The sequence below is a fragment of the Pseudomonas sp. GD04158 genome (assembly GCF_029834875.1).
Lineage (GTDB): Bacteria > Pseudomonadota > Gammaproteobacteria > Pseudomonadales > Pseudomonadaceae > Aquipseudomonas > Aquipseudomonas hydrolytica.
Genome location: NZ_JAODYT010000011.1, coordinates 1 through 24,251, shown reverse-complemented (window position 1 = coordinate 24,251; position 24,251 = coordinate 1). Strand labels below are relative to the sequence as shown.

Below are 24,251 nucleotides of genomic sequence, written 5' to 3'. Positions count from 1 at the left end.
ATCATGCACACGAGCAACAACCTTCGCCTGACCGGCGCCGCCCTGTGCGGCGCCCTTTTCCTCAGCGCCTGCGCCAACCACTTGCCGCAACGTAGCGAGCATGAGGAGCGTGTCGAGCGCAAATTGCTGGATCACCAGCTGCAGATCGACACAGGCGAACCCAAGGTGCTCGAGCTGCCGCAACGGCGGGTGCGAGTGCATGACCAGAAGAGCTACGAGGTCACCGCTTTCGAGGTGACGCGCCGCTACGACCGCTACACGCCCTACCAACCCTGGCGCGAGCTGTATGAAGTGCCCATGGGTGCGGTGGCGGTGGTGGCTGGCGTCGGTGCCAACGTACTCAACGTGGTGATGCTCGGCAGCCTGCCGGAAACCGCCACCCGTGACTGGATCAGCTATGGCATGGCGGGCCTGAATCCCTTCATGAACGTCGAGTCGAACGGCCGCGCCGAGCAGAATCTGGCGAGCATCGAGGAAGTGCAGCGTGATCGCCGCATGGAGTACATCAACCTGCCCTGGTCGGAACGTCCCGTGCAGGTCAAGGCCGGCGAGCAGCAGTTCGAGCTGCTTACCGACAGCAGCGGCGTGCTGCGCCTGAATCTGCTGGACAGCCCGTTCAGCGAACAGGACATGGCCCGCCTCAACCTCCTCCAACTGAGCGTCGAGGATCGTCTGGGCGACGAGGTGGCACGTGCCGAGGCGACACTGATGGTCAGCCATACCCTGCGCGGCAAGCTGCGCGAAGCGCACGATCTGATCTTCGACGACCTCGAAGGCGACGACGTGGCGCAATGGGTGCATCGGGTCAAGCGCCTTTCCGATCTGGGCCTGGAAGAGGAAGCCAGCGAGCTGGAACAGAGCCTGATCGAGCTGACCCGTAACGACCCCGAGTTGCAGGACGCTTTCCTCAAAGCGCTGCTCAAGGACGCCGGGCGCCTGGCGGCCGATCCGGTCGTGAACTGAGCGCATCCGCTACGCGCGCCCTAACGGGCGGCGTAGCTCCCTATACCATCTGCAAGGCTTGCTTGCGTCGCGGTGGCGGGAAGGCCGCGTCGAGCAGGGCCAGATCGTCCGCATGCAGCGCCAGCGATGCCGCAGCGGCGTTATCGCGCAGATGCGCGCTGCCCACGGCCTTGGGTATGGCAATCACACCGTCCTGTCTGATGGTCCAGGCCAGGGCCACCTGGCCCGGCGTCACCCCGTGCCGCTCGGCCACCTCACGCAGCGCAGGCTCATGCAGCAAGGCACCCGCCTGGCTCAACGGACAGTAGGCCATCAGCGGCATGCCAGCCTGTTGTTGCCAGGGCAGCAGGTCGTACTCGACTCCGCGGGCCTGCAGGTTGTACAGCACCTGATTGCTGCGACAGGCCGGTTGATCCAGCTCCAGCAGGTCGTCCAGATCGAAGTTGGAAACACCCCAGGCGCCGATCTTGCCCTGCTCGCGCAGCCGCTCGAAGCCTTCGACAGTTTCCCGCAGCGGATAGCGCCCGCGCCAGTGCAGCAGGTACAGATCGATCCGCTCGCACCCCAAACGCTTCAGACTGCGCTCACAGGCCGCCTGAACGCCGTCCAGACTGGCGTTGTGCGGGTACACCTTGCTGACCAGAAAGACCTCGTCGCGGCGCCCGGCAATGGCCTCACCCACCACCTGCTCCGCACCACCCTCGCCATACATCTCGGCGGTGTCGATCAGGCTCAGGCCCAGATCCAGCCCTTCACGCAGCGCGGCGACTTCCCGCGTGCGCTGTCGGTGGTCCTCGCCCATGCGCCAGGTACCCTGACCGACTACCGGCACCTGTACGCCGGCCAATTCAATTGTGCGCATCGCTTCCTCCGGGGTTGAGACTGACCAGGTCGTATCCCGCACCACGCCATTGCAGAAGGCACAATCCGTGGCCGAAGGGATCGCTCAGCGTTACCAGACGTCCCCAGTCATGTTCATGGATTTCGCCCTCCTGCCGCGCACCGGCGGCGAGCGCCCGAGCCAGCGCTGCGTCCAGATCTTCGACGAGCAGATCCAGATGCAGCGGCGTCCAGTGACGGCGGTAGTCGCGCTGCACACCGGACTGCGGGCAGGGACGAGTGGCAGCGGGCTGGTGCAGCAGGTAGAGCGGTACGGCTGCGCCGAGCATCTCGACGACCGAACCGTCGAACAGCACGCGCCCGACGCTGAAGCCGAGCGCCTGCTGATAGAAGGCCACCGCGGCCGGCAGATCGGGAACATCGAGGTTGAGCAGCAGCTGCATGATCAGAGCGGCTTGAGCAGCAGCAGCAGGGAGACCGGCTGAACGCTCTCGGGATGCAATGGCTCCTGCAGCCATTCCAGACGCCAGCCGGTTTCGCCAATCAGCGTCAGCCAGGATTGCAGGGTGCGGAAGAACCAAGGCATCGGTGCCTGGAAGCCCTCGCCGAAACCGACGAAATCCTCGACCCGCCAACCGTCCTGATAAGGCTCGCCATGGCTGGCGCGCCAGGGGTGCAGGGTCTGGATCAGCAGACTGCCGCCAGGCGCCAGCAACGCGTGCAGGCTGCGCAGAATGGGCTGCAGCGGCTCTTCGAGCAGGGCGAAGTTGCACACCAGCACCTCGAAACGCCCCAGCTGCTCGGCATGCTGCTCCAGTTCGGCATAGCCACAGACGCGATACTGACTGCGCCCGTCGCAGGCGGCGCGGGCTGCCTCGATCAGCGGCGCGGAAGCATCCACGCCGACCGGCTCGATGCCGTGTTCGGCCAGCCCACGGCACAGCCAACCCTCGCCGCAGCCGATATCCAGCACCCGCTTGGGCTGCAGCGCCAACACGGCCTGGATGATCGCCGCATCGGTGACCAGGCGCCGGCTCTCAATACGCTGTTCGCGCACCGCCGCAGCCCAGGCATCGGCGTTGGCCTGCCAGCTTTGCTGAAGCTGCTCTCGATGATCGCGCTGCATGCCGCTTCCCCTGCATTGTGTGCATTGCCAGCGAGTCTAGCGCCAATGAGCGGCCCAGACACGCCTTGCGTCAAAACCGCCAGCCAGACCCGCGCACAGCGGCTAAGCTGATAACAGGCAGACGAGGCGCCAGGGGGGCAGAGCCCGTTAAGCGGCAGTCTCGTGTTTTTCCGTGGAGCAGACAGGCCAGGCCGGTGGATTATGGGCGCGTTATGGCAATCGGATCCTCAGCACCGCGAACTGGCGTCGAACGTCTTGCCGACGGTCGACGACAAGCCGGCTCCGCGGCCACGCCGCTGGCGTCTGGCGTTTTACTCACTGCTGGCGTTGTCGTTGGTGGCCGCCGCCGCGCTGCTGGTCTTCGAGTTGCGCAGCGCGCATTTCCAGGCCCGTGAGCTGAGCCGCTACGCCGCCACCCTCACCTACCGTGTCGAGCAAGGCCCCAGCCCGGACATCCTCTACCCCGCCGACGGCCCCTTCGACAAACGTCAGGGCTACGCCTACCTGCCACTAATGCTGGAGCGTCTACAGCAACGCGACTTCACCATCAGCGAGCAGGCGCGCTTCTCGCCGGCACTGATGGCCTACAGCCGTCGCGGCCTGTTCCCGCCCTTCGTCGAGAAGAGCCAAACCGGCCTCAGCATCAGCGACTGCCGCGGCACGCCCTTTTATGAGTTCCGCTATCCACAACAGGGCTATGCCGATTTCGCCAGCATTCCGCCGCTGGTGGTGAGCAGCCTGCTGTTCATCGAGAACCGCCATCTGCTGGATACCGAGCAGCCGCTGGCCAACCCGGCCGTGGACTGGCCGCGGTTCGCCATGGCCGCCCTGTCGCAGATCGGCAAGGTGCTCGACATGCAGGACCAGTCCGCTGGCGGCAGCACCCTGGCCACCCAACTGGAAAAGTACCGCCATTCGCCGGACGGCCTGACGCTGTCGGCGGGAGAAAAACTGCGGCAGATGATTTCCGCCAGCGTACGCGCTTACCAACAGGGGCCGCAGACCCTCGAAGCACGCCAGACCATCGTGCGCGACTACCTCAACAGCGTACCGCTGTCCGCTGCACCGGGGCACGGCGAGGTCCACGGCCTGGCCGACGGTTTGCGCATCTGGTACGGCGCAGACTTCGAGCGCAGCAACGCCCTGCTCGACCCGGCGCGCACGCCGGAGGCCAGCCTGGCCGAACGCGGTCTGGCCTTGCGCCAGGTACTGTCGCTGATGATCGCCCAGCGCCGCCCCTCCTACTATCTGGCTCAGGGGCGCAAGGAAATGGAGGCGCTGACGGAGAGTCATATCCGCCTGCTGGCTGCCGGGGGGTTGATCGACGCCGAACTGCGTGACGCGGCGCTGACGCAGAAGCTGCAGTACCGCGACTGGCAGCAGGAATCCAACCTGCGCCCGGTGGAAAGCGACAAGGGCATTAGCGTCGCCCGCTCACGTCTGTCCAATCTGCTGGGCATGCCGCTGTACGATCTGGACCGCCTCGATCTGGCCGCACGCAGCACCCTGCAGCGCGACCTGCAGCAGGAGGCCAGCCTCTACCTGCAACGCCTGGCCGACCCGGAATTCGCCGGCAAGATCGGCCTGTTCGGCGAGCGCCTGCTGTCAGCGGAAAAGACCGCCGAGGTGCGCTACAGCTTTACCCTGTTCGAACGCACCGCCACCGGCAGTCGGGTGCGCGTGCAGACCGACAGCACCGACCAGCCGTTCGACATCAATGAAGGCAGCAAGCTGGAGCTGGGTTCCACCGCCAAGCTGCGGGTGCTGGCCACCTATCTCGAAGTCATTGCCGAGTTGCATCAGCGCCACGCCGGAAGGAGCCCGGCCGAGCTGCGCAGCGTCGAGATCGCCGAGCAGGACTACCTGAGCCGCTGGGCGGTCAACCACCTGCTGGCCAATCCCGGCGCCGACCTGGCCAGCATGCTGGAAGCCGCGCTGGAGCGGCGCTACTCGGCCAGCCCGCATGAGCGCTTCTTCACCGGCGGCGGGCTGCATACCTTCGGCAACTTCCGCCGCGAGGACAACGGTCGCAACCCGACCCTGCGCGAATCGCTGCGCGAGTCGATCAATCTGCCGTTCGTCCGCCTGATGCGCGACCTGGTGCGCTACAGCACCTATCAGAACAGCGCCGAACTGCTCAAGGACGACAAGGACCCACGCCGCCAGGAGTACCTGCAACGCTTCGCCGATCAGGAGGGGCGGACCTTCCTGCTGCGTTTCTGGCGCAAGTACCAGGGCCAGCCGGAACAGCAGCGACTGGAAACCTTCCTCAGCGGCCTGCGCCAGACCTCGGTGCGCCTGAGCGCCGTGCACCGCTACCTGCAGCCGCATGCCGACGAAGCTACCTTCGCCGCGTTCCTACGCGCCCAGCTGCCGCAGGAAAAACTCACCGATCAGCGTATCGCGCGTCTGTATCAGGACTACGGCCCCGGCGCCTACAGCCTGCCGGATCAGGGCTATATCGCCCGGGTCCACCCTCTGGAACTCTGGCTGCTGGGCTTTCTGATCGAGAATCCGCAGGCGAGCTTCGGCGACGCCGTGGCCGCCAGCGTCGACGAGCGCCAGGAAGTCTATGGCTGGCTGTTCCGCAGCCGGCACAAGAGCGCCCGCGACAGTCGCATCCGCATCATGCTGGAGGTGGAAGCCTTCTCCGACATCCACCGGCGCTGGAAGAACCTCGGCTATCCCTTCCAGCATCTGGTGCCCTCGCTGGCCACCGCCCTGGGCAGTTCCGGCGACCGGCCGGCGGCGCTGGCCGAACTGATGGGCATCATCCAGAACGACGGCGTTCGCCAACCGGTGCTGCGCATCGACGAACTGCACTTCGCCGCCGACACGCCCTACGAGACGCGGGTCGAGCGCAACACCCAAGGCGCCAAGCGAGTGATGGCCTCGGAAGTGGCCGCCGCGCTGCGTAATGCACTGTCCCAGGTGGTCGAGGGCGGCACCGCACGGCGGCTGCAGGGCACCTTCCAGCTGCAGGACGGCAGCAACCTGACCTTGGGCGGCAAGACCGGCACCGGCGACAACCGCATCGAAAGCGTCGGCGCTGGCGGGCGGGTGATCAGCTCGCGGGCGATGAACCGCACGGCCACCTTCGTGTTCTTCCTCGGCCCGCGCCACTACGGCACCCTCACCGCCTTCGTGCCGGGACGCGAGGCAGAGCGCTTCACCTTCACCTCGGCGCTGCCGGTACAGGTGCTCAAGGGCATGGCGCCGATACTCGCGCCCTATCTGGAACCGGGTAGCGTCACCCTTTGCCAGGCGCCCCAGAGCGCGCCGCAGATCAGCTGGCGGTAACACGTGGTAACCAGAGCAGTGCCGGCGGGATGAAACCGCCAGGCGCAGGCGCAGTCCATGGCAGCATCACCCGTTTAGCTTATGAGCCTCGCCCATGCCTGCATCCTGGAGCGCCCTGCTGCGCCGTCGCCGCCTGAGCCTGATCATTCTGGCCAGCCTGCTGGTTCTGCTGCCCATCGGCTGCGCCAAACTGGAGCAGACCGAGCGCGAACTGGTGTTTCGCATCGAACCGGGTACCGCCCGCTGGTTCAGCGGCCTGCCGGCCGGCATCGAGGACGTGCAGTTGCAGTCCCCCGACCTGGCGGCCGACGAGAGCCTGCATGCCTGGTGGTGGCCGTCCTCGCGTCAGGACGCGCCGACCCTGCTGTATTTGCATGGCTCGCGCTGGAACCTCACCGGCCAGCTGTTTCGCATTGAACAACTGCATGCGATGGGCTTTTCCGTGCTCGCCGTCGACTATCGCGGCTTCGGCCAGAGCCGCGGCGCGCTGCCCTCCGAGCGCAGCGTGTATCAGGACGCGCTGATCGCCTGGCAGCATCTGGCCAGGCTGCAGCCGGATCCAGGCAAACGCTTCATCTACGGTCATTCCCTCGGTGGTGCGGTAGCCGTCAATCTGGCACGCGAGCTGGCCGGCGAACGGCAGCAAGCGCAGGCTGCCGGCCTGATCGTCGAGTCCAGCTTCACCAACCTGGGCGATGTCGCCGCGGCGGTGACCAATACCTCGTTGCCGGTGCGCTGGCTGCTGTCGCAGGAGTTCGACTCGCTGAGCAAGATCGGCGAAGTGGGCATCCCCGTGCTGATCGCCCACGGGCGCGACGATCGCTACGTGCCGTCGCGCTTCAGCGAGGCGCTGTTCGACGCCGCCAACGAGCCCAAGCAATTGCTGCTGATCGACGGCGCCAACCATAACAATGGTCTGCGCATGGCTGGCAACAGCTATCGCCAGGCCCTGCAGGCGCTGGGTCTGGCGCTGAACTGAGCCGACAGCGAATGGCGCTGACGCGGGCCGAACTGCATCCGGCGACGCACTGCTATTTCTGCTGGTGAAACTGCTGCAGGTAGAGCTGCTCCACCTTGGCCCGAGCCCAGGGCGTCTTGCGCAGGAAGGTCAGGCTCGACTTGATGCTCGGCTCATGCTTGAAACAGCGCACGTCCACCTGCCGGGCCAGCCCATCCCAGCCGATACGCTCCACGAGCGCGGTGAGGATGGCTTGCAGGGTGACACCGTGGAGCGGGTCTTTCGCGGTCATGGACAACCTGTACTGAGTACCGAGGCAGGGAGCGCCACCTTAGCCAATGCCAGCAGCGGGCGGAAGCCCGGCATCCATTGGATCGATGCCATTCCCATACAAAACTAAAACGGCCGACACCTTGCGGTGTCGGCCGTTGCCGCACTGGCTACGGAGCATCGCCCGCGGCCAGGATCAAGCGATTACGCCAGTTTGCGCTCGACGTCGTCGAACTGCGCCTGGACGGCCGCTTCCGGCTCTTCGGTGATCAGGCTGACCACGACGATGGCAAGAGTGGCGAGGATGAAGCCCGGGATGATCTCGTACAGGCCGAAGATGCCGCCCATGGAGGACAGCTGCTTCCACACCACCACGGTGATGCCGCCCAGCAGGATGCCGGCCAGCGCACCGTTGCGGTTCATCCGCTTCCAGTACAGCGACAGGATGATGGCCGGACCGAAGGCGGCACCGAAACCAGCCCAGGCGTAGGACACCAGGCCCAGGACGGTGGTGTCCGGGTTCAGCGCCAGGATCAGGGCGACGATGGCGATCGCCACCACGGCACCACGGCCGATCCAGACCAGTTCCGCGCCACCGGCGTCCTTCTTCAGGATCGCCTTGTAGAAGTCTTCGGCCAGGGCCGAGGAGCTCACCAGCAGCTGCGAATCGGCGGTGGACATGATCGCGGCCAGTACGGCCGCCATCAGGATACCGGCGACCACCGGGTGGAACAGGCTGTTGACCAGCACCATGAACACGGTCTCGGCATCGCCCAGATCGGTCTCCAGGTAGCCCACGGCGACCCAGCCGATGGCCAGGGCAGCGAACAGGGTCAGTGCGGTCCAGCCCACGGCGATACGGCGAGCGGTGGGCATGTCCTTGTCGTCGGAAATCGCCTTGAAGCGCGCCAGGATGTGCGGCTGGCCAAAGTAGCCCAGGCCCCAGCCAAGCAGCGAAAGGATGGCGATGATGCCCAGCGGCTGGCCCTTGGCATCATTGAAGAAGGTCAGCAGCTCGGGGTTCTTGGCCACGATCGCGGCATGCGCAGCATCCACGCCACCCACCGCGTTGAGGGCGAACACCGGCACCAGCACCAGCGCGGCGGCCATCAGCAGGCCTTGCACCACGTCGGTCCAGGCCACGGCGAGGAAGCCACCGAACAGGGTGTAGGAGACCACGGCCAGGGTGCCGATGACCACGGCGATTCGGTAGTCGAAGCCGAATACGGTCTCGAACAGCTTGCCGGCTGCGACCAGACCGGAGCTGGCGTAGAAGAGGAAGAACAGCAGAATGAAGATGGCCGAGATCACGCGCAGCGCATGGGACTTGTCGTTGAAGCGATGCTCGAAGTAGGACGGCATGGTCACCGAGTCGCTGGCTGCGTGGGAGTAGACGCGCAGGCGACGGGCAACGAACAGCCAGTTCAGCCAGGTGCCGGCCAGCAGGCCGATGGCGATCCAGGAGGCCTCGAAGCCGGCTACCAGGGCGTAGCCCGGCAGGCCCAGGAGCAGCCAGCCGCTCATGTCGGAAGCGCCGGCGGACAGGGCCGCGGTGGTCGGGCCGATGGAACGGCCGCCGAGGATGTAGTCGGACAGGCTGCTGGTACGGCGATAGGCAACGATGCCCAGCCACAACATCAGCACCAGGTAGACCACGAAGGTCACCCCTACAACAAGAACGTTCTGCTCGCTCATTTTGTTGTTCTCTTTCTGGTCACGGCCGCGGCCGTGGTTATGGTTCAAGCGACTGCAGGTGCAACCGCTGCCGGGTCTGACGCCCGCCAGGCGGGCCAGGTCAGATACGGGCAATGCCTTGCAGGCACACCCGGGGAATGCTCATGCCGCCATGGCGGCCCCTCTCCCTGGTTTTCGCCGCCGCCAGCTCGACATACGCCGCGCCGGTCAGTTGCCTCGTGCCCTGCAGCGCTCCTTACTAGCGGTCTAGCCTAGCAACGACTACTGCACACGAGACGGGCGAGGGGCGGAATGTAGAGGCTCCGGTGCAAGGGCTTCTTGCAAAAAACTCTGGAGTTTTTGCAGAAATCTCCAGGCCGGGGAACTTCTGGCGAACGCGCGTTCGGCCCCGGGCATACCCACGAAAGGCTCGCAGGCGCCTATCTCGCGCCATGCCGGCCGATAACCGCCAACCTCACGCTTGGCGATAAGGCAGGTAGCTGCGCGCCTCTTCGGCATAAGCCAGCACGCCAGGACGCTCCTGCTCGAGAAAGTCCGCAACCGCGGCATGTAGTCCGGGATGCAGCAGCAGATGCCAGGAGCGGGTGATCACCGGCTCGAAACCGCGGATCAGCTTGTGCTCACCCTGCGCCCCGGCGTCGAAACGCGCCAGCCCTTCGCTCATGGCCAACTGCATGCCCTGGTAGAAGCAGGTTTCGAAATGCAGACGGTCGAACTCCGCCAGGCAGCCCCAGTAGCGCCCGTAGAAGGTATCCCCGCCCACCAGACTCAGCGCCATGGCCACCGGCCGCCCATGCTGCTGCGCCAGCACGACGCGAAGCGCCTCGGGCATGCGCTCGGCCAGCAGGCTGAAGAACTCCCGCGTCAGATAAGGCGCCTGGCCGCGCACGTGATAGGTATTGGCGTAGCACAGGTAGACGAAGTCCCACTGCGCCTCGCTCAACTGATGCCCCTGCAGCCAATCGAACTCGATGCCCTGCCCGGCCACCTGCTCGCGCTCCTTGCGTAACTGTTTGCGCTTGCGCGAGCTGAGGGCGTCGAGAAAGTCCTGAAAATCGCGGTAGCCGCGGTTGTGCCAGTGGAACTGGCAGCCCAAACGCTGCAGCCAGCCGCTACGCGGCTCGAGCAGCGCATCGCAGGCAGGCGTGGTGAAGTTGACGTGCAAGCTCGACAGCCCCTCGCCGGGCAGGCCTGCACTCAGCTCATCGAGCAGCCGTGCAGCAGCGTGCGGCTCGCCCAGCAGGCGGGCCCCGCTCACCGGGGAAAACGGCACGGCGCCGAGCAGCTTGGGGTAGTAGGCGATACCGGCGCGGCGACAGGCATCGGCCCAGGCGTGATCGAACACGTACTCGCCGTAGGAGTGCTGCTTGAGGTAGGTCGGCATGGCCGCCTGCAGCCGCCCCTGCTCGTCGTACCAGAGCCGGTGCGATGGCTGCCAGCCGCTGCGCCCTCCGACGCTGCCGCTGTCTTCCAGGGCGCTCAGAAAGGCATGGCGCACAAAGGGCTGCGGCGTCGACAGCAGCGCATCCCAGCTGGCGGCCGGCAGTTGGGACAGTTGAGGCAAGGTGTGCAGAGGCATGGCGCCAGTCTGGCGAAAGCGGCGGACGAAAAAAAGCCCCGCCAGTGGCGGGGCTCAATTCAGGAGCAGAATCAGCGATGCATTAGAAGGCGTACTGCACGCGCATCACGAAGGCGTCACCGTCGTCGTCACCAGCGGTGTTGGTGATCTTGTCAGTTTCGGCCTTGACGTAGTTGGCTGCGACCTTGACCACGTCGTTGACGTACCAGTTCACGCCGACGGTGTGCAGCTTGGCCTTGGTATCACCCACTTCACGAGTAGCGGTGGCAACGGTGACGTTGTCGTCTTCGATCTTGATGTTGTCGTAGCGATAGAAGACTTCCCAGGCGCCCAGCTGCTTGTCGGACGGCTTGATCGCATCGAAGCGCGCGCCATCCAGACGGTAACCGCGGGATTCGCCGGTCAGGGTGTAGGCCAGTTGCGCGTAGTAGCCGTTGGCCTTGATGTCTTCGATGCCAGCGCGGTCAGCCTTCAGCTTGCGTGCCAGGTACTCGGCCTGAGCGGAGAACGGGCCCATGGCGTAGGCCAGTTCGGCACCCCAGGCGGAATCGCTGTCGAAGTCGCCGGCGACGCCCTGGAAGCCGCCGAAGACGGCGCGGTTGCCGTTGGTGCCGGCGTCGTTACCACCATTGGTGGAGACGCCGCGTACGGTCAGACGCGGACGGATGCGGCCATCGGCAGCAACGTCGTCGAGACCGCGGTTGGCGTAGTTCAGGCCCAGGTGCAGGACGTTACCCGGCTCGGCCATGGGGGCGAACACGCCGCGCAGGTTGAACTGCTTGACGCTCTCGCCGTCGGTGTCGTTGCTGTCCTTGGCACTGACACCACCGGACATGAACGCCATGTTGCCGATGACCGAGCTGGCCTGTACGCCCAGACCGTTCTCGTGGCCGTTGACCCAGTCGGCGATTTCATAGATGGCGGAACGCTCGATGGCGGTGATCCACTTGGAGCTGGTGGCCTTCTCCAGACCGAAGTCCGGGTCGAAACGGCCGACACGGATATTGACCGGGTTGAAGCCGGTGTAGGTCACCGACGCTTCGTCGAAGTAACCGTCGTCGCTGTTACCGGCGTTGTGAGCCAGGTCGTAGCTGATAACGTACTTCCAGTCCTTGTAAACGGTACCGGACAGTTCCAGGAAGGCGCGACGGAAGTAGGCAGCGTCGGCGTTGTTGCCGTTGCGGGTGTAGAAGCCGTCGAAGGTGCCGTAGTCAGCCTGCAGACGGCCGCCCAGCTTGAAGCTGAATTCTTTGTCGGTAGTGGCGACTTCAAGGCCGCCCTTGGTCTTGATCACGATATCGGCGCCGTCAGTGGTGACGGTACCGGCGAAAGCCTGGGCGGAAACGGCCAGGGCCAGGGCGCTGGCTGCGAAACCGGCGAAGTGCTTACGGATCATCGAGAAATTCCCCTGTTGGACTTTTAGTGTTGAAAACACCCGAGCGCAGGGCTCGTTCGTGCTGGGGGGAATCTTGGCGAGGGGTTATTTCAGCTCAGTTGCTGATATATAAAGATTTGATGACAGCGGAACTTTTTACTTCCAATACGCATAAGGCATCCTGGAGCTGCCTTGCCCACTCAGGACGTATGCAGGCGTGGCGCAAAAAGGATGATGGCCGCACCCGCCAAACACAGCGCCGCGCCCAGCCAGTCGCTGAGCATGGGACGGGTCTTTTCGATCAACGCCAGCCAGGCCAGCGAGGCGACGATATACACACCACCGTAGGCCGCGTATGCACGCCCGGCGAAAGAGGCCTCCACTCGCGTCAGGATCAGCGCGAACAGAACCAGACTGAGCAGGCCCGGCGCGATCCACCAGGCGCTGCGATCGAGCCGCAGCCACATCCAGAAGGCGTAGCAACCCGCGATCTCGAACACGGCCGCCAGCAGAAACCACAGATAACTGGTCATCCAGCCGCCCTAGCCACGCAACGTGCCCTCGCGTTCCCAGGCGCAGCGCACGCGCAAGGCGCCCTCCTGCGGGCTGTGGAAACCACTGTCGGACTCCCAGCGGAAGGTGTGCATGCCATTGAGCTCGGTCTCCAGATGCACCACCGCACTGGCCCAGTACAGGCGCTTGAGCAGCGCCTCGAAGGCTTCGATCCACAGGTTCCACTCGTACTCCACTGCCCCGTAGCTGGCGCCGAAGTGGATCACCTGGGTCTGGTACAGGCCCGCCCCCGGCAGTTCGCAGAAGGAAAACATCTCGCGGCCGAGGAAAGGCCACAGGTCGCCAGCCGGCAGCTCGGCCAGCACGCCGTGGTTGGTTTCCCGACGCAGGCGACGCAACTCGGGATCATCCGAGGGCCAGTCGCGGATACAGCCATAGACGATGGATTCGGACTCCACACCGGCACTCCTGAAAAAGCAGAACGCCTTCTAACACAGCGCGCCAGGGCAAGAAAGGAACTGGCGCGAATTCTTCAACGCGAGCGCCGCTGGCTGCGTCCGAGCAACCAGGCGACCAGCGTCATCAGCAGGGCTAGAGCGGTCAGTACCGCGAACGGCAGGCGATAGCTGCCGGACAGATCGCGCGCCAGGCCGGTGAGTATCGGCGTCATGCAGGCCAGGCAGTAGCCGGTGAACAGCATCATCGCGGTCCAGCGGCTGACCGCCAGCGGCGAGCCGGCCTCGTAAAGCGGCAGCACCAGCGACAGCGCGAACGAGCCACCGAGGCCGAAACCGATCAGCAGTGCCCAGAGCTCAGGCAACAGGGTCGGCGCAAAGCTGATCATCGCCAGGCACAGGCTGCTCAGCGCGCCACAGGCCAGCAGCAGCGGATAGCGCGCATCGAAGCGCTGCGCCAGCCAGGGCAGCAGGAAGGAGCTGGGCAAGCCCATCAGCATGGAAATGCTCAGCAGCGAGTTGCTGCGCAGCAGACTCAGCCCAGCTTCGTGATAGCGCGCCACCACCCAGGTCGCCAGGGCGTAGAACAGCCCCGCCTGCAGGGCGAAGAAACCGCTGATCAGCCAGGCACGCGGCTGTCGCCAGGGTAGACCGCCCTCCTGCGCTTCGCCGCTGCCCACCTGGTTGGGCAGGTAGAGCCAGAGCAGCACGGCCAGCGCAGCGGGCAGCGCCCAGATCGCCAGGCCCAGATGCCAGGCATCGCCGAACAGGCTGGTCGCCGGCGCCGTGAGCACCGCGCCGCCGGCGCCGCCGATGGCCATGCCGAGCGAATACCACCCCACCACGCGGCCCATCTGGCCGGAGAAGTAGCGTTTGATGAAACCCGAGAGCAAGGGCCCGGCGACGGCGATGGCGGCGCCGAGAGCGATGGCACTGCCGATCAGTACGGCGCTCTGATGCGCCGCCAGGCGCGCCAGCAGGGCCAGGCTGATCAATCCCAGACAGAGCACTATGGTGCGCTCCAGGCCCCAACGCAGGGCCAGACGCGGCGCCAGTGGCGCAAGCAGGCCCATGCACAGTACCGGCAGCGCGGTGGTCAGGCTGATGAAGCTGCGGCTCAGCGACAGCTCGGTGGCAATCCGCTCGATCAGCGGAGCAAGGGAGGTGATGCCGGGGCGCAGGTTGATCGCCGCCAGCACCAGAGCCATCAATAGCAAGGCCCGAGGCATCGGTTTCACGGGGTATCCAGGGTCAGAACGGCAGGCAGGCCGGGTCGGCCACCCTACCCCTGCAGGCCGCATCGGGCAAGCCTGCAGGCACATTTAGCTGACCTTATGGTCAGTTTGCAGCCTTGCCCTTGCTGCGCATCTTCTCGGCCATGTTGGCCATCTCGTCATACAGCGCCTGCGGATTCTTCTGCTTCAGCGCCCAGGCCATGCGCCCCATTTCATGCGGCAGGATCATGAAGCTGCCCTTGGCCATCTCCGCATGGATGTACTCGGCGATGTCCGCCGCGCTGATCGGCGAGCTTTCCAGCAACTTGCCCACCTGCGCCTTCATCGCAGGGGTTGGCCCGCGAAAGGAGTCCAGCAGATTGGTCTGGAAGAACGACGGGCAGACCACGTGCACACCGATCTCCTGCTGACGCAACTCGATCAGCAGACTTTCCGACAGCGCGACCACGCCGGCCTTGGCCACGTTGTAGTTGCTCATCGCCGGCCCCTGCATCAGTGCGGCCATCGAGGCGATGTTGACGATCTTGCCCTTGCTGCGCTGCAGCATCGGCAGGAAGGCCTTGCAGCCTTTGACGACGCCCATCAGGTTGATGGAGATCTGCCAGTCCCAGTCCTCGAGCGACAGCTCGTCGAAAAAGCCGCCCGAGGCGACCCCGGCGTTGTTGACGATGATGTCGATGCCGCCAAACTGCTCCTCGCACGCCTGCGCCAGCGCCGTCAGCTGGCTGTAGTCACGCACGTCGCAACGACGAGTGAAGCCGTCACCACCCGCTTCACGCACCAGCTTGAGGGTCTCGGTCAGGCCCGCCTCGTTGATATCGGCCAGGGCCAGACGCCAGCCCTCCCGGGCCCAGCGCAGCGCGATCTCACGTCCCAATCCGGAACCAGCGCCAGTGATCATCATGCGGTTTTGCATAGCGGGCCTGCCTTGAATGTTTGATTGCAATGGCTGGCAGTGTAGCGAAGGCTATAGTGCTGCCGGCCCTCCATCAGACTTATGAATAGGCGGAGCAAAAACATCGCGCGTAGGGTGTCGCGATTGGAATGCCGATCCGTAGGGTGCGCCATGCGCACCGACCTAGCCACCGCATCCTAAGAGCCGGCCCACCGGAACCAGCAACAGCAGCGGTGCGCATGGCGCACCCTACGATTCGTTGCCCCTAGGCAGCGCGCTTGCGCCAGCGCCACAGCAGCCAGGCATAGACCGCTCCATTGACCAGCACGACCACACCCCCCAGCCACAACTGGATCTGCGGCGTCAGGCCGGCCGGATAGATCAGCGGTATCAGGTAGTGCTCGATGAAGCCACCGTCATAACCGGACTGCCCTGCCGCCTGGCGCAGCTGGTTCTCCCAGGGCGTCAGCGGACACAACAGATGAAAGAACTCAACCACCGCTCCCCAGGCCACCGCCGGCAGGTGCAGCCAGACCAGGCGTGGCCAGCGCAGCAACAGCAGGCCGCCAAACAGCACGAACAGGATGAAGCCCAGATGGATCAGCACCAGCGCATCGGCAGCTACCCGCCACAGCATTTCTCTCTCCTGTTAAAAATAGATCGCAACTTTCAAAACAATAAAACCGATTAACCGCAGCTATCGCGACCATGTAAAGGTCATATTTCCCGACCTGACACGCCAGGACTAGCCTTGTACCAAGACGAAACGATTCTCATCGAGGTGCATCATGCTCAAGACCCTGACCTTCACCATCATGCACTTCTGCATCGCCTTCGGCGTCGCTTACGTTCTGACCGGCAGCATTGCCGTGAGCGGCCTGGTCGCCGCGGTGGAGCCACTGTGCAATTCGGTGGGCTTCTACTTCCACGAGAAGATCTGGGCCCGCCTGGAAGCGAAGAAGCGCGCCAGCAGCATTCCCAAGCATGCCTGGTTGCACCATCAGGCCTGAAAACCGGCTTGCCAGAGCCCCGGGCACCCGCGGCATACTCGGCGGCATCCACAAGGAGCCGCCATGTCCAAGCTGAGCCTGCGCCCCGCGCAACCCGCCGATATTTCACTGATTCTCGACTTCATCCAGGAACTGGCCGAGTATGAGCGCCTCGGCGATCAGGTGGTTGCCGACCCGCTGCTGATGACCGAGCACCTCTTCGGCCCTCGCCCCTTCGCCGAAGTGCTGATCGGTGAGGTGGACGGCGAAGCCGCCGGTTTCGCTCTGTTCTTCCACAACTACTCCACCTTCCTCGGCCGCCCCGGCATCTATCTGGAAGACCTCTACGTGCGCCCCGCTGCCCGCGGCGCCGGCCTCGGCAAAGCGCTGCTGAGCGAACTGGCGCGCCTGGCGGTCAGTCGCGGCTGTGGCCGTCTGGAGTGGTCTGTGCTGGACTGGAACCAACCGGCCATCGGCTTCTATGAAAGCCTGGGAGCCACGGCGCAGGACGAATGGACCGTCTACCGCCTGAGCGGAACCGCGCTCAAGGCGCTGGCCGATCAAACGCGCTGAAGGCAGCCTGGCACTTTGCCCAACTTCTTGCTGTCATAAGCGAGCTGTTGAATCCAGACGTTCTCTTATTAAAGGGACTTGCCACATGCCCAGCCTTGCCCGACTCGCCGCCCTGCTCGGCGGCCTGGTCTTCTGTGCCTCCAGCATGGCCACGGATATAGATATGGAGAGCTATGGCTTTCCATTGGCCAATCCGTTCGAGGCGACCATTGCCACCACCCCGCCGGAACTGCGCCCGGCGCTACCGAAAGATGGCGACATCAATCAGCGCGACTACGCCGTGCGCATCCGCCCGGACCGCGAGTTCGAGCTGCTGGCCAACTTCTGGCCGGTGACCAAACTGCAGTACCGCCTAGCCCAGCAGAAGGGCCGCGCGCCGCTGATCTTCATCATCGCCGGCACCGGTGCCCACTATGCCACCGGCACCAACGAATACCTGAAGAAACTGTTCTATGGCGCCGGCTTCCATGTGGTGCAGCTGTCCTCACCGACCAGCTACGACTTCATGGCCGCAGCCTCGCGCTTCGCCACGCCGGGATACAGCCCGGACGATGCCGACGATCTCTACCGCGCCATGCAGGCGGTACGCGCCCAGCACCCGCACCTGGAGGTCAGCGATTTCATGCTCACCGGCTACAGCCTGGGCGCCCTGCATGCCGCCTTCGTCAGCCAGATCGACGAGACCCGCCGCGCCTTCGATTTCAAGCGCGTGCTGCTGCTCAACCCGCCGGTGAACCTCTACACCTCCATCAGCAATCTCGACAAGCTGGTGCAGACCAGGGTCCAGGGTATCGACAACAGCACCAACTTCTATGACCTGGTGCTGGGCAAGCTCACCCGCTATTTCCACGACAAGGGCTACCTGGATATCAACGAGGCCATGCTCTACGACTTCCAGCAGTCCACGGAAAAGCTCTCGGACGAGCAGATGGCCATGCTGATCGGCACCTCGTTCCGCTTCTCCGCCGCCGACATCGTGTTCACCTCGGACCTGCTCAACCGTCGCGGCCTGATCACCCCACGCGGCTACCGCATCACCGAGGGCACCAGCCTCACGCCGTTCTTCCAGCTGGCACTGCGCTGCGATTTCGACTGCTACATCGCCGAACAGCTGATGCCGATGTGGCGTGCGCGCTACGACGGCGGCAGCCTCAACCAGCTGATCGACCAGACCAGCCTCTATGCGCTGGAGAATTACCTGCAGAACACCGACAAGGTGGCCGTGATGCACAACGCCGACGATCTGATCCTCGGCCCGGGCGACATCGGCTTTCTGCGCCGCACCTTCGGCGAGCGGCTGACCCTGTATCCGCGCGGCGGGCACTGCGGCAACCTCAACTATCGCGTCAACAGCGACGCCATGCTGGAGTTCTTCCGTGGCTAAGCACAGCACTCTCCTCATCGCCCTGCTGCTGGCCAGCGGGCCGGCGCTGGCCGATCGGCAGGTCGATGCCGACGGTTTCACCAACCCGCTGCAGAACCTGAACTTCAACCCCGGGCTCGATCAGCAGGAATTCGAACGTGCCTCCAACGATGCGCTGCAGGTCTACGACCCGCTCGAGTCGTGGAACCGCCGCATCTATCACTTCAACTACCGCTTCGATCAGTGGGTATTCCTGCCGGTGGTGGATGGCTACCGCTATATCACCCCGGACCTGGTGGAAACCGGCGTCCACAATTTCTTCAGCAACCTCGGCGAAGTGCCCACCCTGGCCAACAGCCTGCTGCAGCTCAAGGGCAAGCGCGCGATGAACAGCACCGCGCGCCTGCTGTTCAATACCATCATCGGCCTAGGCGGCCTGTGGGATCCGGCGACCCACATGGGCCTGCCCAAGGTGCGCGAGGATTTCGGCCAGACCCTGGGCCACTATGGCGTCCCCGCCGGGCCCTACCTGATGCTGCCGCTGCTGGGCCCCTCCAACCTGCGCGACACCACGGGTCTGGTGGCCGACTATGGCCTGGCCACGGCGGTCAACTACCTCGACGTGGCCGAGGCCAGCCGCGCCAACCCCGGCATCACCCTGCTGGACGTGGTGGACCAGCGCGCGAACACCAACTTCCGCTACGGCCAGCTCAACTCGCCGTTCGAGTACGAGAAGATTCGCTACTTCTATCATGAGTCGCGCAAGCTGAAGATCACCGACTGAGCGCCGCCTAAATATCGACGAAATCGATATTTAGGCGGCATAAATTGCACCCATCAATCGATCAAATCGACATAGCATGTGTTCATTCCCTTATTGAGATGGAGCACATGCCATGACTGATCCACGTCGCATTCTCAGCATTCAGCCAGGCCAGCCCGCGTCCGATGGTGCCGGCGTGCGCCTCAACCGGGTGATCGGCGGGCCAGGCCTGGAACGCTTCGATCCGTTTCTGATGCTCGACGAGTTCTCCAGCAACGACCCCGACGACTACATCGCCGGCTTCCCACCCCACCCGCACCGCGGCTTCGAGACCATCACCTACATGCTCGAAGGACGCATGCGGCACGAGGACCACCTGGGCAACGTCGGCTTGCTCGGCAGCGGCGGCGTGCAGTGGATGACCGCAGCACGCGGCATCATCCACAGCGAGATGCCCGAGCAGGAGTCCGGCGCCATGCGCGGCTTCCAGCTGTGGCTCAACCTGCCGGCCAAGGACAAGCTGGGCGAAGCGGGTTATCGCGACATACCGGCGCAGCAGATCCCGCGCCTGACCACCTCGGCCGGCGTGGAGGTGGTGGTGATCGCCGGGCAGTTCGATGACGGTGAAATCAGCCAGGCCGGCGCAGTGCAGCGCCCGCACACCGAGCCGCAGCTGTTCGATCTGCACCTGCCGCCCGGCAGCCAGATCGCGCCGCGCCTGGCCGACGGTCAGCGGGTCATGCTCTACGTCTACGAAGGCCTGCTCGAACTGCCCGAGGCCAGCAAGCAGGCGGTCAGCGCCGGGCACCTGGTGCGCCTGACGGATGAGGGGCAACTGCAACTGGCCAGCGCCCAGGGCGCACGCGTGCTGCTGATCGCCGGCACGCCGCTGCGCGAACCCATCGTGCAATACGGGCCGTTCGTGATGAACAGCCGCGAGGAAATCGAGCAGGCCCTGCGCGACTTCCGTGACGGCGCGCTGGCCTGAGCCACAAAAGGCGGAGTGGTTGTAGGGCGCACCATCAAACGACATGCAGCCGATGGTGCGCGCGGGCCCCCTACCGCATAGCAATACTGCGGTTCAGGCAGGCTGCGCCACTTCGGCCAACCCGAGAAAACGGCAGAGGTCGGCCTTGCGCGCCATCGCGTCCTGATACCCCAGCTCGATCAGCTCGCTGCAGTAACCGGGCTCGAACAACAGGTAGCTGAGCACTCCGGCACCGCCCGCCTTGGTCGCGCCCGGGCCACGCAGGAACAGGCGCAACGCCTTGGGCAACTCGTGCTGATGGCGCGCGGCGATCTGATCCAGCGGCCGGCTTGGCGCAATCACCAGCACCTCCACCGGATTGAGACCCAGCCCGCGCGGACGGCGCTCCGGCGGCACCAGGGCACTCATCTGATTGAGGCGCTCGAGCAGCTCGATATCGGTTTCCAGGTTGTCGATGAAGGTACTGTTGAGCATGTGCCCGCCGATCTGCGCCAGGGTCGGCGGCCGCGTGCTGGACACGCGAGGCAGCGCGGCATTGGGCTCGAGCTGGGCATTGCCGCTGACCCCGATCACCAGCACGCGGCTGGCCCCCAGGTGCAGCGCCGGGCTGATCGGCGCCGCCTGGCGTACCGCCCCGTCGCCGAAGTACTCACGGTTGATCTTCACCGGCGGAAAGATCAGCGGAATCGACGCACTGGCCAGCAGATGCTCCAGCTGCAGGCGCGTCGGCACCCCGACACGACGATGACGGAACCAGGGATCGATGGTGGCGCGCCCCTGGTAGAAGGTCACCGCCTGGCCGCTCTCGTAGCCGAAGGCGGTCACCGCCACCGCGCGCAACTGCCGATGACGTACCGCGGCGGCGATACCCGAGAAGTCCAGCTCGCGCATCAGCAATTCGCGCAGCGGCGAACTGTCGAGCAGCGCTACCGGCAGTTCGCGGCCCAGGCCGAGCAGGCTGTGCCCGATGAAGCGCGTCGCCTGGCGTATCACCCCCGGCCAGTCGCTGCGATACACCATATGGGTATGGAAGCCTTGCCACACCGTGGTCAGACGGCGCACGGCCTCGCTGAAGTGCAGCGCGCCGCAGGCCAGACCAACGGCATTGATCGCGCCGGCCGAGGTGCCGACTATCACCGGAAAGGGATTGCGCGAGGAGTCCGGCAGCAGATCGCCGATGGCCGCCAGCACCCCGACCTGATAGGCCGCCCGCGCCCCGCCACCGGAAAGAATCAGCCCGGTGACAGGCTCATGAGGGTGGGCAACTGCAGTCATCGGGCCAATCCTGATTTTTTGTTGAGTATAGGCGCGCTACTTGCGCTTCCCGTACAGCTTCGGCTCACCCTCGGGGCGCGTCTTGAAGCGGCGGTGAGCCCACAGGTACTGCTCCGGGCAGGCGCTGACGACCTGCTCGATCCACTGGTTGATGCGCAGGCAATCGGCCTCTTCGCTCTCCCCCGGGAAGTCCGCCAGCGGCGGATGGATCACCAGCCGATAGCCGCTGCCATCGGCCAGACGCTGCTGGGTGAAGGGCACCACGCGCGCCTTGCCCAGACGAGCGAACTTGGTGGTGGCAGTGACGGTCGCGGCAGGAATGCCGAACAGGGGCACGAAGATGCTCTGCTTGCGCCCGTAGTCCTGATCCGGCGCGTACCAGATGGCTCGACCGGCGCGCAGCACCTTGAGCATGGCGCGAATGTCCTCGCGCTCGATGGCGGTGGCATCCAGATTGTGCCGCTCGCGCCCCCGACGCTGGATGAAGTCGAACAGCGGGTTCTTGTGCTCGCGGTACATGCCGTCGATGGTGTGCAACTGGCCGAGCAGCGCCGCGCCGATCTCCAGGGTGGTGAAGTGCACCGCCATGAGGATCACGCCCTGCCCTTCGGCCTGCGCCTGCTGCAGATGCTCGAGGCCCTCGACATGGGCCAGCTTTGCCAGGCGCGCCTTGGGCCACCACCAGCTCATGGCCATTTCGAAGAAGGCGATACCGGTGGAGGCGAAGTTCTCCCTGAGCAGGCGCTCGCGCTCGGCCGCGCTCTTGGCCGGGAAGCACAGCTCGAGATTGCGCGCCGCAATGCGCCGGCGCGAGCCGGCCGTGCGATACATCAGCCAGCCCAGCGCACGCCCCAGCTTGAGCTGCAGGCCGTAGGGCAACTGCACCACCAGCCACAACAGCCCGAAGCCGAGCCACAGCGGCCAGAAGCGCGGATGAAGGAAATAGGCGCGAAAGCGTGGGCGATCCATGAAAGGTTTCCGAGCACGAGCAAAGCCGCGCATTCTAACGCAGTTTTTCCGCCTGCTCGGAAGCGAGCGGACCCAGCTGGCAGGAGCAAGGTCATCGGCCAGGCGAAAACCGACCCGAAAACCGTTCGCCCGTTCATGATCGAGCGCCGCGAAGCACATGCCACAACGCCGGCTGCTTGCGGCATGCAGCTCGAATCGCTATAAGTCCGGGCATCTTCCGACTCGCCACAAGGCCCATCGCACCACCATGAGCCAAGCCGACCTCCTCGCCCAAGACCCCGTATTCCAGCTCAAGGGCAGCATGCTTGCCATCACCGTGATGGAACTGGCGCACAACGATCTCGACCGCCTCGACGCGCAACTGACCGAAAAGGTCGCCCAGGCCCCGGCCTTCTTCAGCAACACCCCGCTGGTGCTGGCGCTGGACAAGCTACCGGAAGGCGAAGGCGAGCTGAACCTGGCCGAACTGATGGCCGTGTGCCGTCGCCACGGTCTGCGCACCCTGGCCATCCGCGCCTCGCGCGAGGGCGACATTGCCGCCGCCGAAGCCATGGACCTGCCGGTGCTGCCGCCCTCCGGCGCCCGCGAACGCCTCCTCGACCCCGCGCCGAAGAAAGTCGAAGAGAAGCCGGCCGAGCCCGAGCACAAACCCAGCCGAATCGTCACCAGCCCGGTGCGCGGCGGCCAGCAGATCTACGCCCAGGGCGGCGACCTGATCGTCCTGGCCCCCGTCAGCGCCGGGGCGGAACTTCTCGCCGATGGCAACATCCATGTTTACGCGCCCATGCGTGGCCGCGCCCTGGCCGGCATCAAGGGCAATACCAAGGCGCGAATTTTCTGTCAGCAAATGGGCGCCGAAATGCTGTCGATCGCCGGCCATTACAAGGTCGCCGAAGATCTGCGCCGCGACCCGCTCTGGGGCGATGCGGTACACGTCAGCCTGTCGGGTGACGTGTTGAACATCACCCGCCTTTAACGGATACTTCCGCCACTTTTCAGGGACACAAAAAGGGCATCTGGAAGCCTTGAATGGCCTACGGATTCCCGCGTTTATCTTCATTTTTTGGGGTGAATCACCTTGGCCAAGATCCTCGTAGTCACTTCCGGCAAGGGTGGCGTCGGTAAAACCACCACCAGCGCTGCCATCGGTACCGGCCTCGCCCTGCGCGGCCACAAGACCGTCATCGTCGACTTCGACGTCGGCCTGCGTAACCTCGACCTGATCATGGGCTGCGAACGCCGCGTGGTGTACGACTTCGTCAACGTGGTCAACGGCGAAGCCACCCTGACCCAGGCCCTGATCAAGGACAAGCGCCTCGAGAACCTTTACGTGCTGGCCGCCAGCCAGACCCGTGACAAGGACGCGCTGACCCAGGAAGGCGTCGAGAAGGTCATCGCCGAGCTGTCGCAGAACTTCGAGTTCGTGGTCTGCGACTCCCCGGCCGGTATCGAGAAAGGTGCCCACCTGGCGATGTACTTCGCCGACGAGGCCATCGTCGTGACCAACCCGGAAGTTTCCTCGGTACGCGACTCCGACCGCATGCTCGGCCTGCTGGCGAGCAAATCGCGCCGCGCCGAGAAAGGCGAGGAGCCGATCAAGGAGCACCTGCTGCTGACCCGCTACAACCCCGAGCGTGTCACCAAGGGCGAAATGCTCGGCGTCGAAGACGTCGAGGAAATCCTCGCCATCCGCCTGCTCGGCGTGATCCCAGAATCCCAGGCCGTGCTCAAGGCTTCCAACCAGGGTATTCCGGTCATCCTCGATGACCAGAGCGACGCTGGTCAGGCCTACAGCGACGCAGTCGATCGCCTGCTTGGCAAGGACGTGCCGCACCGCTTCCTGGACGTGAAGAAGCAGGGCTTCCTGCAGCGCCTGTTTGGAGGTCGAGAATGAATATTTTTGACTTCTTGCGTTCGCGCAAGAAGGAAACCACAGCATCCATCGCCAAGGAACGCCTGCAGATCATCGTTGCCCACGAACGTGGCCAGCGCAGCCAGCCGGACTACCTGCCTGCCCTGCAGCAGGAGCTGGTCGAGGTGATCCGCAAGTACGTCAACATCGAATCGGACCAGGTACAGGTCGCCCTGGAAAACCAGGGCAGCTGTTCGATCCTGGAGTTGAACATT

The 24,251-nt window shown here is 64.8% G+C and carries 25 protein-coding genes; 11 read left to right on the top strand and 14 right to left on the bottom strand.

What is annotated here, in order from left to right:
• Positions 1 to 3: 3 nt before the first annotated feature.
• The gene (locus N7333_RS06780) at positions 4 to 963 is read left to right on the top strand and encodes a hypothetical protein (protein ID WP_096827149.1); all 960 of its coding nucleotides are present in this window, start codon (positions 4 to 6) and stop codon (positions 961 to 963) included.
• Between the two features lie 40 nt (positions 964 to 1,003).
• Here the strand turns inward: N7333_RS06780 and N7333_RS06775 are convergent, their stop codons facing one another.
• The 3 genes from N7333_RS06775 to N7333_RS06765 are packed head-to-tail and all read right to left on the bottom strand — an operon-like array spanning position 1,004 to position 2,929.
• Positions 1,004 to 1,825 (bottom strand): aldo/keto reductase, encoded by an 822-nt coding sequence (locus tag N7333_RS06775; protein WP_096827150.1) that lies wholly within the window; start codon positions 1,823 to 1,825, stop codon positions 1,004 to 1,006.
• Complete coding sequence (locus N7333_RS06770) at positions 1,812 to 2,246, bottom strand: VOC family protein (protein ID WP_012017885.1); 435 nt, start codon at positions 2,244 to 2,246, stop codon at positions 1,812 to 1,814. The genes N7333_RS06775 and N7333_RS06770 overlap by 14 nt, the downstream gene beginning before the upstream one ends.
• Before the next feature lie 2 nt (positions 2,247 to 2,248).
• Entirely contained in the window at positions 2,249 to 2,929 is a 681-nt protein-coding gene (locus N7333_RS06765) for a methyltransferase domain-containing protein (RefSeq protein WP_003241638.1), read from the bottom strand.
• A 201-nt stretch (positions 2,930 to 3,130) separates the two neighbouring features.
• Between N7333_RS06765 and N7333_RS06760 the strand changes: the two genes are divergently transcribed.
• Positions 3,131 to 6,229, top strand: coding sequence for a transglycosylase domain-containing protein (locus N7333_RS06760; RefSeq protein ID WP_096827151.1), 3,099 nt, complete (start codon positions 3,131 to 3,133; stop codon positions 6,227 to 6,229).
• 94 nt (positions 6,230 to 6,323) lie between these two features.
• Positions 6,324 to 7,208 (top strand): alpha/beta fold hydrolase, encoded by an 885-nt coding sequence (locus tag N7333_RS06755; RefSeq protein ID WP_003241634.1) that lies wholly within the window; start codon positions 6,324 to 6,326, stop codon positions 7,206 to 7,208.
• Positions 7,209 to 7,260: 52 nt separating this feature from the next.
• Here the strand turns inward: N7333_RS06755 and N7333_RS06750 are convergent, their stop codons facing one another.
• The 9 genes from N7333_RS06750 to N7333_RS06710 form a co-directional block, all read right to left on the bottom strand.
• Positions 7,261 to 7,485 carry a VF530 family protein gene (locus N7333_RS06750; RefSeq protein WP_198402219.1) on the bottom strand — a complete coding sequence of 75 codons (225 nt, stop codon included), beginning with the start codon at positions 7,483 to 7,485 and terminating at the stop codon, positions 7,261 to 7,263.
• 176 nt (positions 7,486 to 7,661) lie between these two features.
• Positions 7,662 to 9,152, bottom strand: a complete 1,491-nt coding sequence (gene putP, locus N7333_RS06745; RefSeq protein ID WP_003241627.1) for a sodium/proline symporter PutP — start codon at positions 9,150 to 9,152, stop codon at positions 7,662 to 7,664.
• Between the two features lie 454 nt (positions 9,153 to 9,606).
• The gene (locus tag N7333_RS06740) at positions 9,607 to 10,731 is read right to left on the bottom strand and encodes a GNAT family N-acetyltransferase (RefSeq protein WP_279858612.1); all 1,125 of its coding nucleotides are present in this window, start codon (positions 10,729 to 10,731) and stop codon (positions 9,607 to 9,609) included.
• A gap of 82 nt (positions 10,732 to 10,813) precedes the next feature.
• On the bottom strand, positions 10,814 to 12,127 hold the full coding sequence (locus tag N7333_RS06735; protein WP_096827155.1) for an OprO/OprP family phosphate-selective porin: 1,314 nt from the start codon (positions 12,125 to 12,127) through the stop codon (positions 10,814 to 10,816).
• A 179-nt stretch (positions 12,128 to 12,306) separates the two neighbouring features.
• On the bottom strand, positions 12,307 to 12,639 hold the full coding sequence (locus tag N7333_RS06730) for a YnfA family protein (RefSeq protein ID WP_003241623.1): 333 nt from the start codon (positions 12,637 to 12,639) through the stop codon (positions 12,307 to 12,309).
• A gap of 9 nt (positions 12,640 to 12,648) precedes the next feature.
• Positions 12,649 to 13,077, bottom strand: coding sequence for a hypothetical protein (locus N7333_RS06725; RefSeq protein WP_003241621.1), 429 nt, complete (start codon positions 13,075 to 13,077; stop codon positions 12,649 to 12,651).
• A gap of 74 nt (positions 13,078 to 13,151) precedes the next feature.
• The gene (locus tag N7333_RS06720; RefSeq protein WP_096827157.1) at positions 13,152 to 14,282 is read right to left on the bottom strand and encodes an MFS transporter; all 1,131 of its coding nucleotides are present in this window, start codon (positions 14,280 to 14,282) and stop codon (positions 13,152 to 13,154) included.
• A gap of 130 nt (positions 14,283 to 14,412) precedes the next feature.
• Complete coding sequence (locus N7333_RS06715) at positions 14,413 to 15,225, bottom strand: SDR family oxidoreductase (protein ID WP_279858611.1); 813 nt, start codon at positions 15,223 to 15,225, stop codon at positions 14,413 to 14,415.
• A gap of 244 nt (positions 15,226 to 15,469) precedes the next feature.
• Positions 15,470 to 15,841 carry a DUF2784 domain-containing protein gene (locus N7333_RS06710; RefSeq protein WP_003241615.1) on the bottom strand — a complete coding sequence of 124 codons (372 nt, stop codon included), beginning with the start codon at positions 15,839 to 15,841 and terminating at the stop codon, positions 15,470 to 15,472.
• Between the two features lie 151 nt (positions 15,842 to 15,992).
• Here N7333_RS06710 and N7333_RS06705 point away from each other — a divergent pair, with 151 nt between their 5' ends.
• The 5 genes from N7333_RS06705 to N7333_RS06685 all read left to right on the top strand — a co-directional run bounded on the left by N7333_RS06705 (position 15,993) and on the right by N7333_RS06685 (position 19,880).
• A complete protein-coding gene (locus tag N7333_RS06705) occupies positions 15,993 to 16,214 on the top strand; it encodes a DUF2061 domain-containing protein (RefSeq protein WP_003241614.1) in 222 nt (73 codons plus the stop codon).
• A gap of 63 nt (positions 16,215 to 16,277) precedes the next feature.
• A complete protein-coding gene (locus N7333_RS06700; RefSeq protein WP_279858609.1) occupies positions 16,278 to 16,766 on the top strand; it encodes a GNAT family N-acetyltransferase in 489 nt (162 codons plus the stop codon).
• A gap of 85 nt (positions 16,767 to 16,851) precedes the next feature.
• Positions 16,852 to 18,150 carry a serine/threonine protein kinase gene (locus N7333_RS06695; RefSeq protein WP_279858608.1) on the top strand — a complete coding sequence of 433 codons (1,299 nt, stop codon included), beginning with the start codon at positions 16,852 to 16,854 and terminating at the stop codon, positions 18,148 to 18,150.
• Positions 18,143 to 18,913, top strand: coding sequence for a VacJ family lipoprotein (locus N7333_RS06690; RefSeq protein ID WP_279858607.1), 771 nt, complete (start codon positions 18,143 to 18,145; stop codon positions 18,911 to 18,913). Before N7333_RS06695 ends, N7333_RS06690 begins: the two co-directional genes overlap by 8 nt.
• 112 nt (positions 18,914 to 19,025) lie before the next feature.
• Entirely contained in the window at positions 19,026 to 19,880 is an 855-nt protein-coding gene (locus N7333_RS06685) for a pirin family protein (RefSeq protein ID WP_279858606.1), read from the top strand.
• Positions 19,881 to 19,973: 93 nt separating this feature from the next.
• Here the strand turns inward: N7333_RS06685 and N7333_RS06680 are convergent, their stop codons facing one another.
• Both N7333_RS06680 and N7333_RS06675 read right to left on the bottom strand, forming a co-directional pair.
• A complete protein-coding gene (locus tag N7333_RS06680) occupies positions 19,974 to 21,155 on the bottom strand; it encodes a patatin-like phospholipase family protein (protein WP_012017875.1) in 1,182 nt (393 codons plus the stop codon).
• Between the two features lie 36 nt (positions 21,156 to 21,191).
• The gene (locus N7333_RS06675) at positions 21,192 to 22,124 is read right to left on the bottom strand and encodes a lipid A biosynthesis lauroyl acyltransferase (protein WP_012017874.1); all 933 of its coding nucleotides are present in this window, start codon (positions 22,122 to 22,124) and stop codon (positions 21,192 to 21,194) included.
• A 247-nt stretch (positions 22,125 to 22,371) separates the two neighbouring features.
• On the opposite strand from N7333_RS06675, the gene minC reads away from it, so the two are divergent.
• From minC to minE, 3 genes are all read left to right on the top strand, one after another.
• Positions 22,372 to 23,100, top strand: coding sequence for a septum site-determining protein MinC (gene minC / locus N7333_RS06670; RefSeq protein ID WP_096827161.1), 729 nt, complete (start codon positions 22,372 to 22,374; stop codon positions 23,098 to 23,100).
• A gap of 102 nt (positions 23,101 to 23,202) precedes the next feature.
• Positions 23,203 to 24,018: a septum site-determining protein MinD gene (minD, locus tag N7333_RS06665; RefSeq protein ID WP_003241594.1), complete on the top strand. Its 816-nt coding sequence runs from the start codon at positions 23,203 to 23,205 to the stop codon at positions 24,016 to 24,018.
• Positions 24,015 to 24,251 (top strand): cell division topological specificity factor MinE (gene minE / locus N7333_RS06660; RefSeq protein ID WP_279858604.1); only part of this gene is annotated, 237 nt, incomplete at its 3' end. The genes minD and minE, both read left to right, overlap by 4 nt.

What these genes read in the sequence shown, in the direction of transcription:
- N7333_RS06780 (WP_096827149.1), top strand. Translation starts at nt 4, where the DNA reads ATGCACACGAGCAACAACCTTCGCCTGACCGGCGCCGCCCTGTGCGGC.
- N7333_RS06775 (WP_096827150.1), bottom strand. Translation starts at nt 1,825, where the DNA reads ATGCGCACAATTGAATTGGCCGGCGTACAGGTGCCGGTAGTCGGTCAG.
- N7333_RS06770 (WP_012017885.1), bottom strand. Translation starts at nt 2,246, where the DNA reads ATGCAGCTGCTGCTCAACCTCGATGTTCCCGATCTGCCGGCCGCGGTG.
- N7333_RS06765 (WP_003241638.1), bottom strand. Translation starts at nt 2,929, where the DNA reads ATGCAGCGCGATCATCGAGAGCAGCTTCAGCAAAGCTGGCAGGCCAAC.
- N7333_RS06760 (WP_096827151.1), top strand. Translation starts at nt 3,131, where the DNA reads ATGGGCGCGTTATGGCAATCGGATCCTCAGCACCGCGAACTGGCGTCG.
- N7333_RS06755 (WP_003241634.1), top strand. Translation starts at nt 6,324, where the DNA reads ATGCCTGCATCCTGGAGCGCCCTGCTGCGCCGTCGCCGCCTGAGCCTG.
- putP (WP_003241627.1), bottom strand. Translation starts at nt 9,152, where the DNA reads ATGAGCGAGCAGAACGTTCTTGTTGTAGGGGTGACCTTCGTGGTCTAC.
- N7333_RS06740 (WP_279858612.1), bottom strand. Translation starts at nt 10,731, where the DNA reads ATGCCTCTGCACACCTTGCCTCAACTGTCCCAACTGCCGGCCGCCAGC.
- N7333_RS06735 (WP_096827155.1), bottom strand. Translation starts at nt 12,127, where the DNA reads ATGATCCGTAAGCACTTCGCCGGTTTCGCAGCCAGCGCCCTGGCCCTG.
- N7333_RS06730 (WP_003241623.1), bottom strand. Translation starts at nt 12,639, where the DNA reads ATGACCAGTTATCTGTGGTTTCTGCTGGCGGCCGTGTTCGAGATCGCG.
- N7333_RS06720 (WP_096827157.1), bottom strand. Translation starts at nt 14,282, where the DNA reads ATGGCTCTGGTGCTGGCGGCGATCAACCTGCGCCCCGGCATCACCTCC.
- N7333_RS06715 (WP_279858611.1), bottom strand. Translation starts at nt 15,225, where the DNA reads ATGCAAAACCGCATGATGATCACTGGCGCTGGTTCCGGATTGGGACGT.
- N7333_RS06710 (WP_003241615.1), bottom strand. Translation starts at nt 15,841, where the DNA reads ATGCTGTGGCGGGTAGCTGCCGATGCGCTGGTGCTGATCCATCTGGGC.
- N7333_RS06705 (WP_003241614.1), top strand. Translation starts at nt 15,993, where the DNA reads ATGCTCAAGACCCTGACCTTCACCATCATGCACTTCTGCATCGCCTTC.
- N7333_RS06700 (WP_279858609.1), top strand. Translation starts at nt 16,278, where the DNA reads ATGTCCAAGCTGAGCCTGCGCCCCGCGCAACCCGCCGATATTTCACTG.
- N7333_RS06695 (WP_279858608.1), top strand. Translation starts at nt 16,852, where the DNA reads ATGCCCAGCCTTGCCCGACTCGCCGCCCTGCTCGGCGGCCTGGTCTTC.
- N7333_RS06685 (WP_279858606.1), top strand. Translation starts at nt 19,026, where the DNA reads ATGACTGATCCACGTCGCATTCTCAGCATTCAGCCAGGCCAGCCCGCG.
- N7333_RS06680 (WP_012017875.1), bottom strand. Translation starts at nt 21,155, where the DNA reads ATGACTGCAGTTGCCCACCCTCATGAGCCTGTCACCGGGCTGATTCTT.
- N7333_RS06675 (WP_012017874.1), bottom strand. Translation starts at nt 22,124, where the DNA reads ATGGATCGCCCACGCTTTCGCGCCTATTTCCTTCATCCGCGCTTCTGG.
- minC (WP_096827161.1), top strand. Translation starts at nt 22,372, where the DNA reads ATGAGCCAAGCCGACCTCCTCGCCCAAGACCCCGTATTCCAGCTCAAG.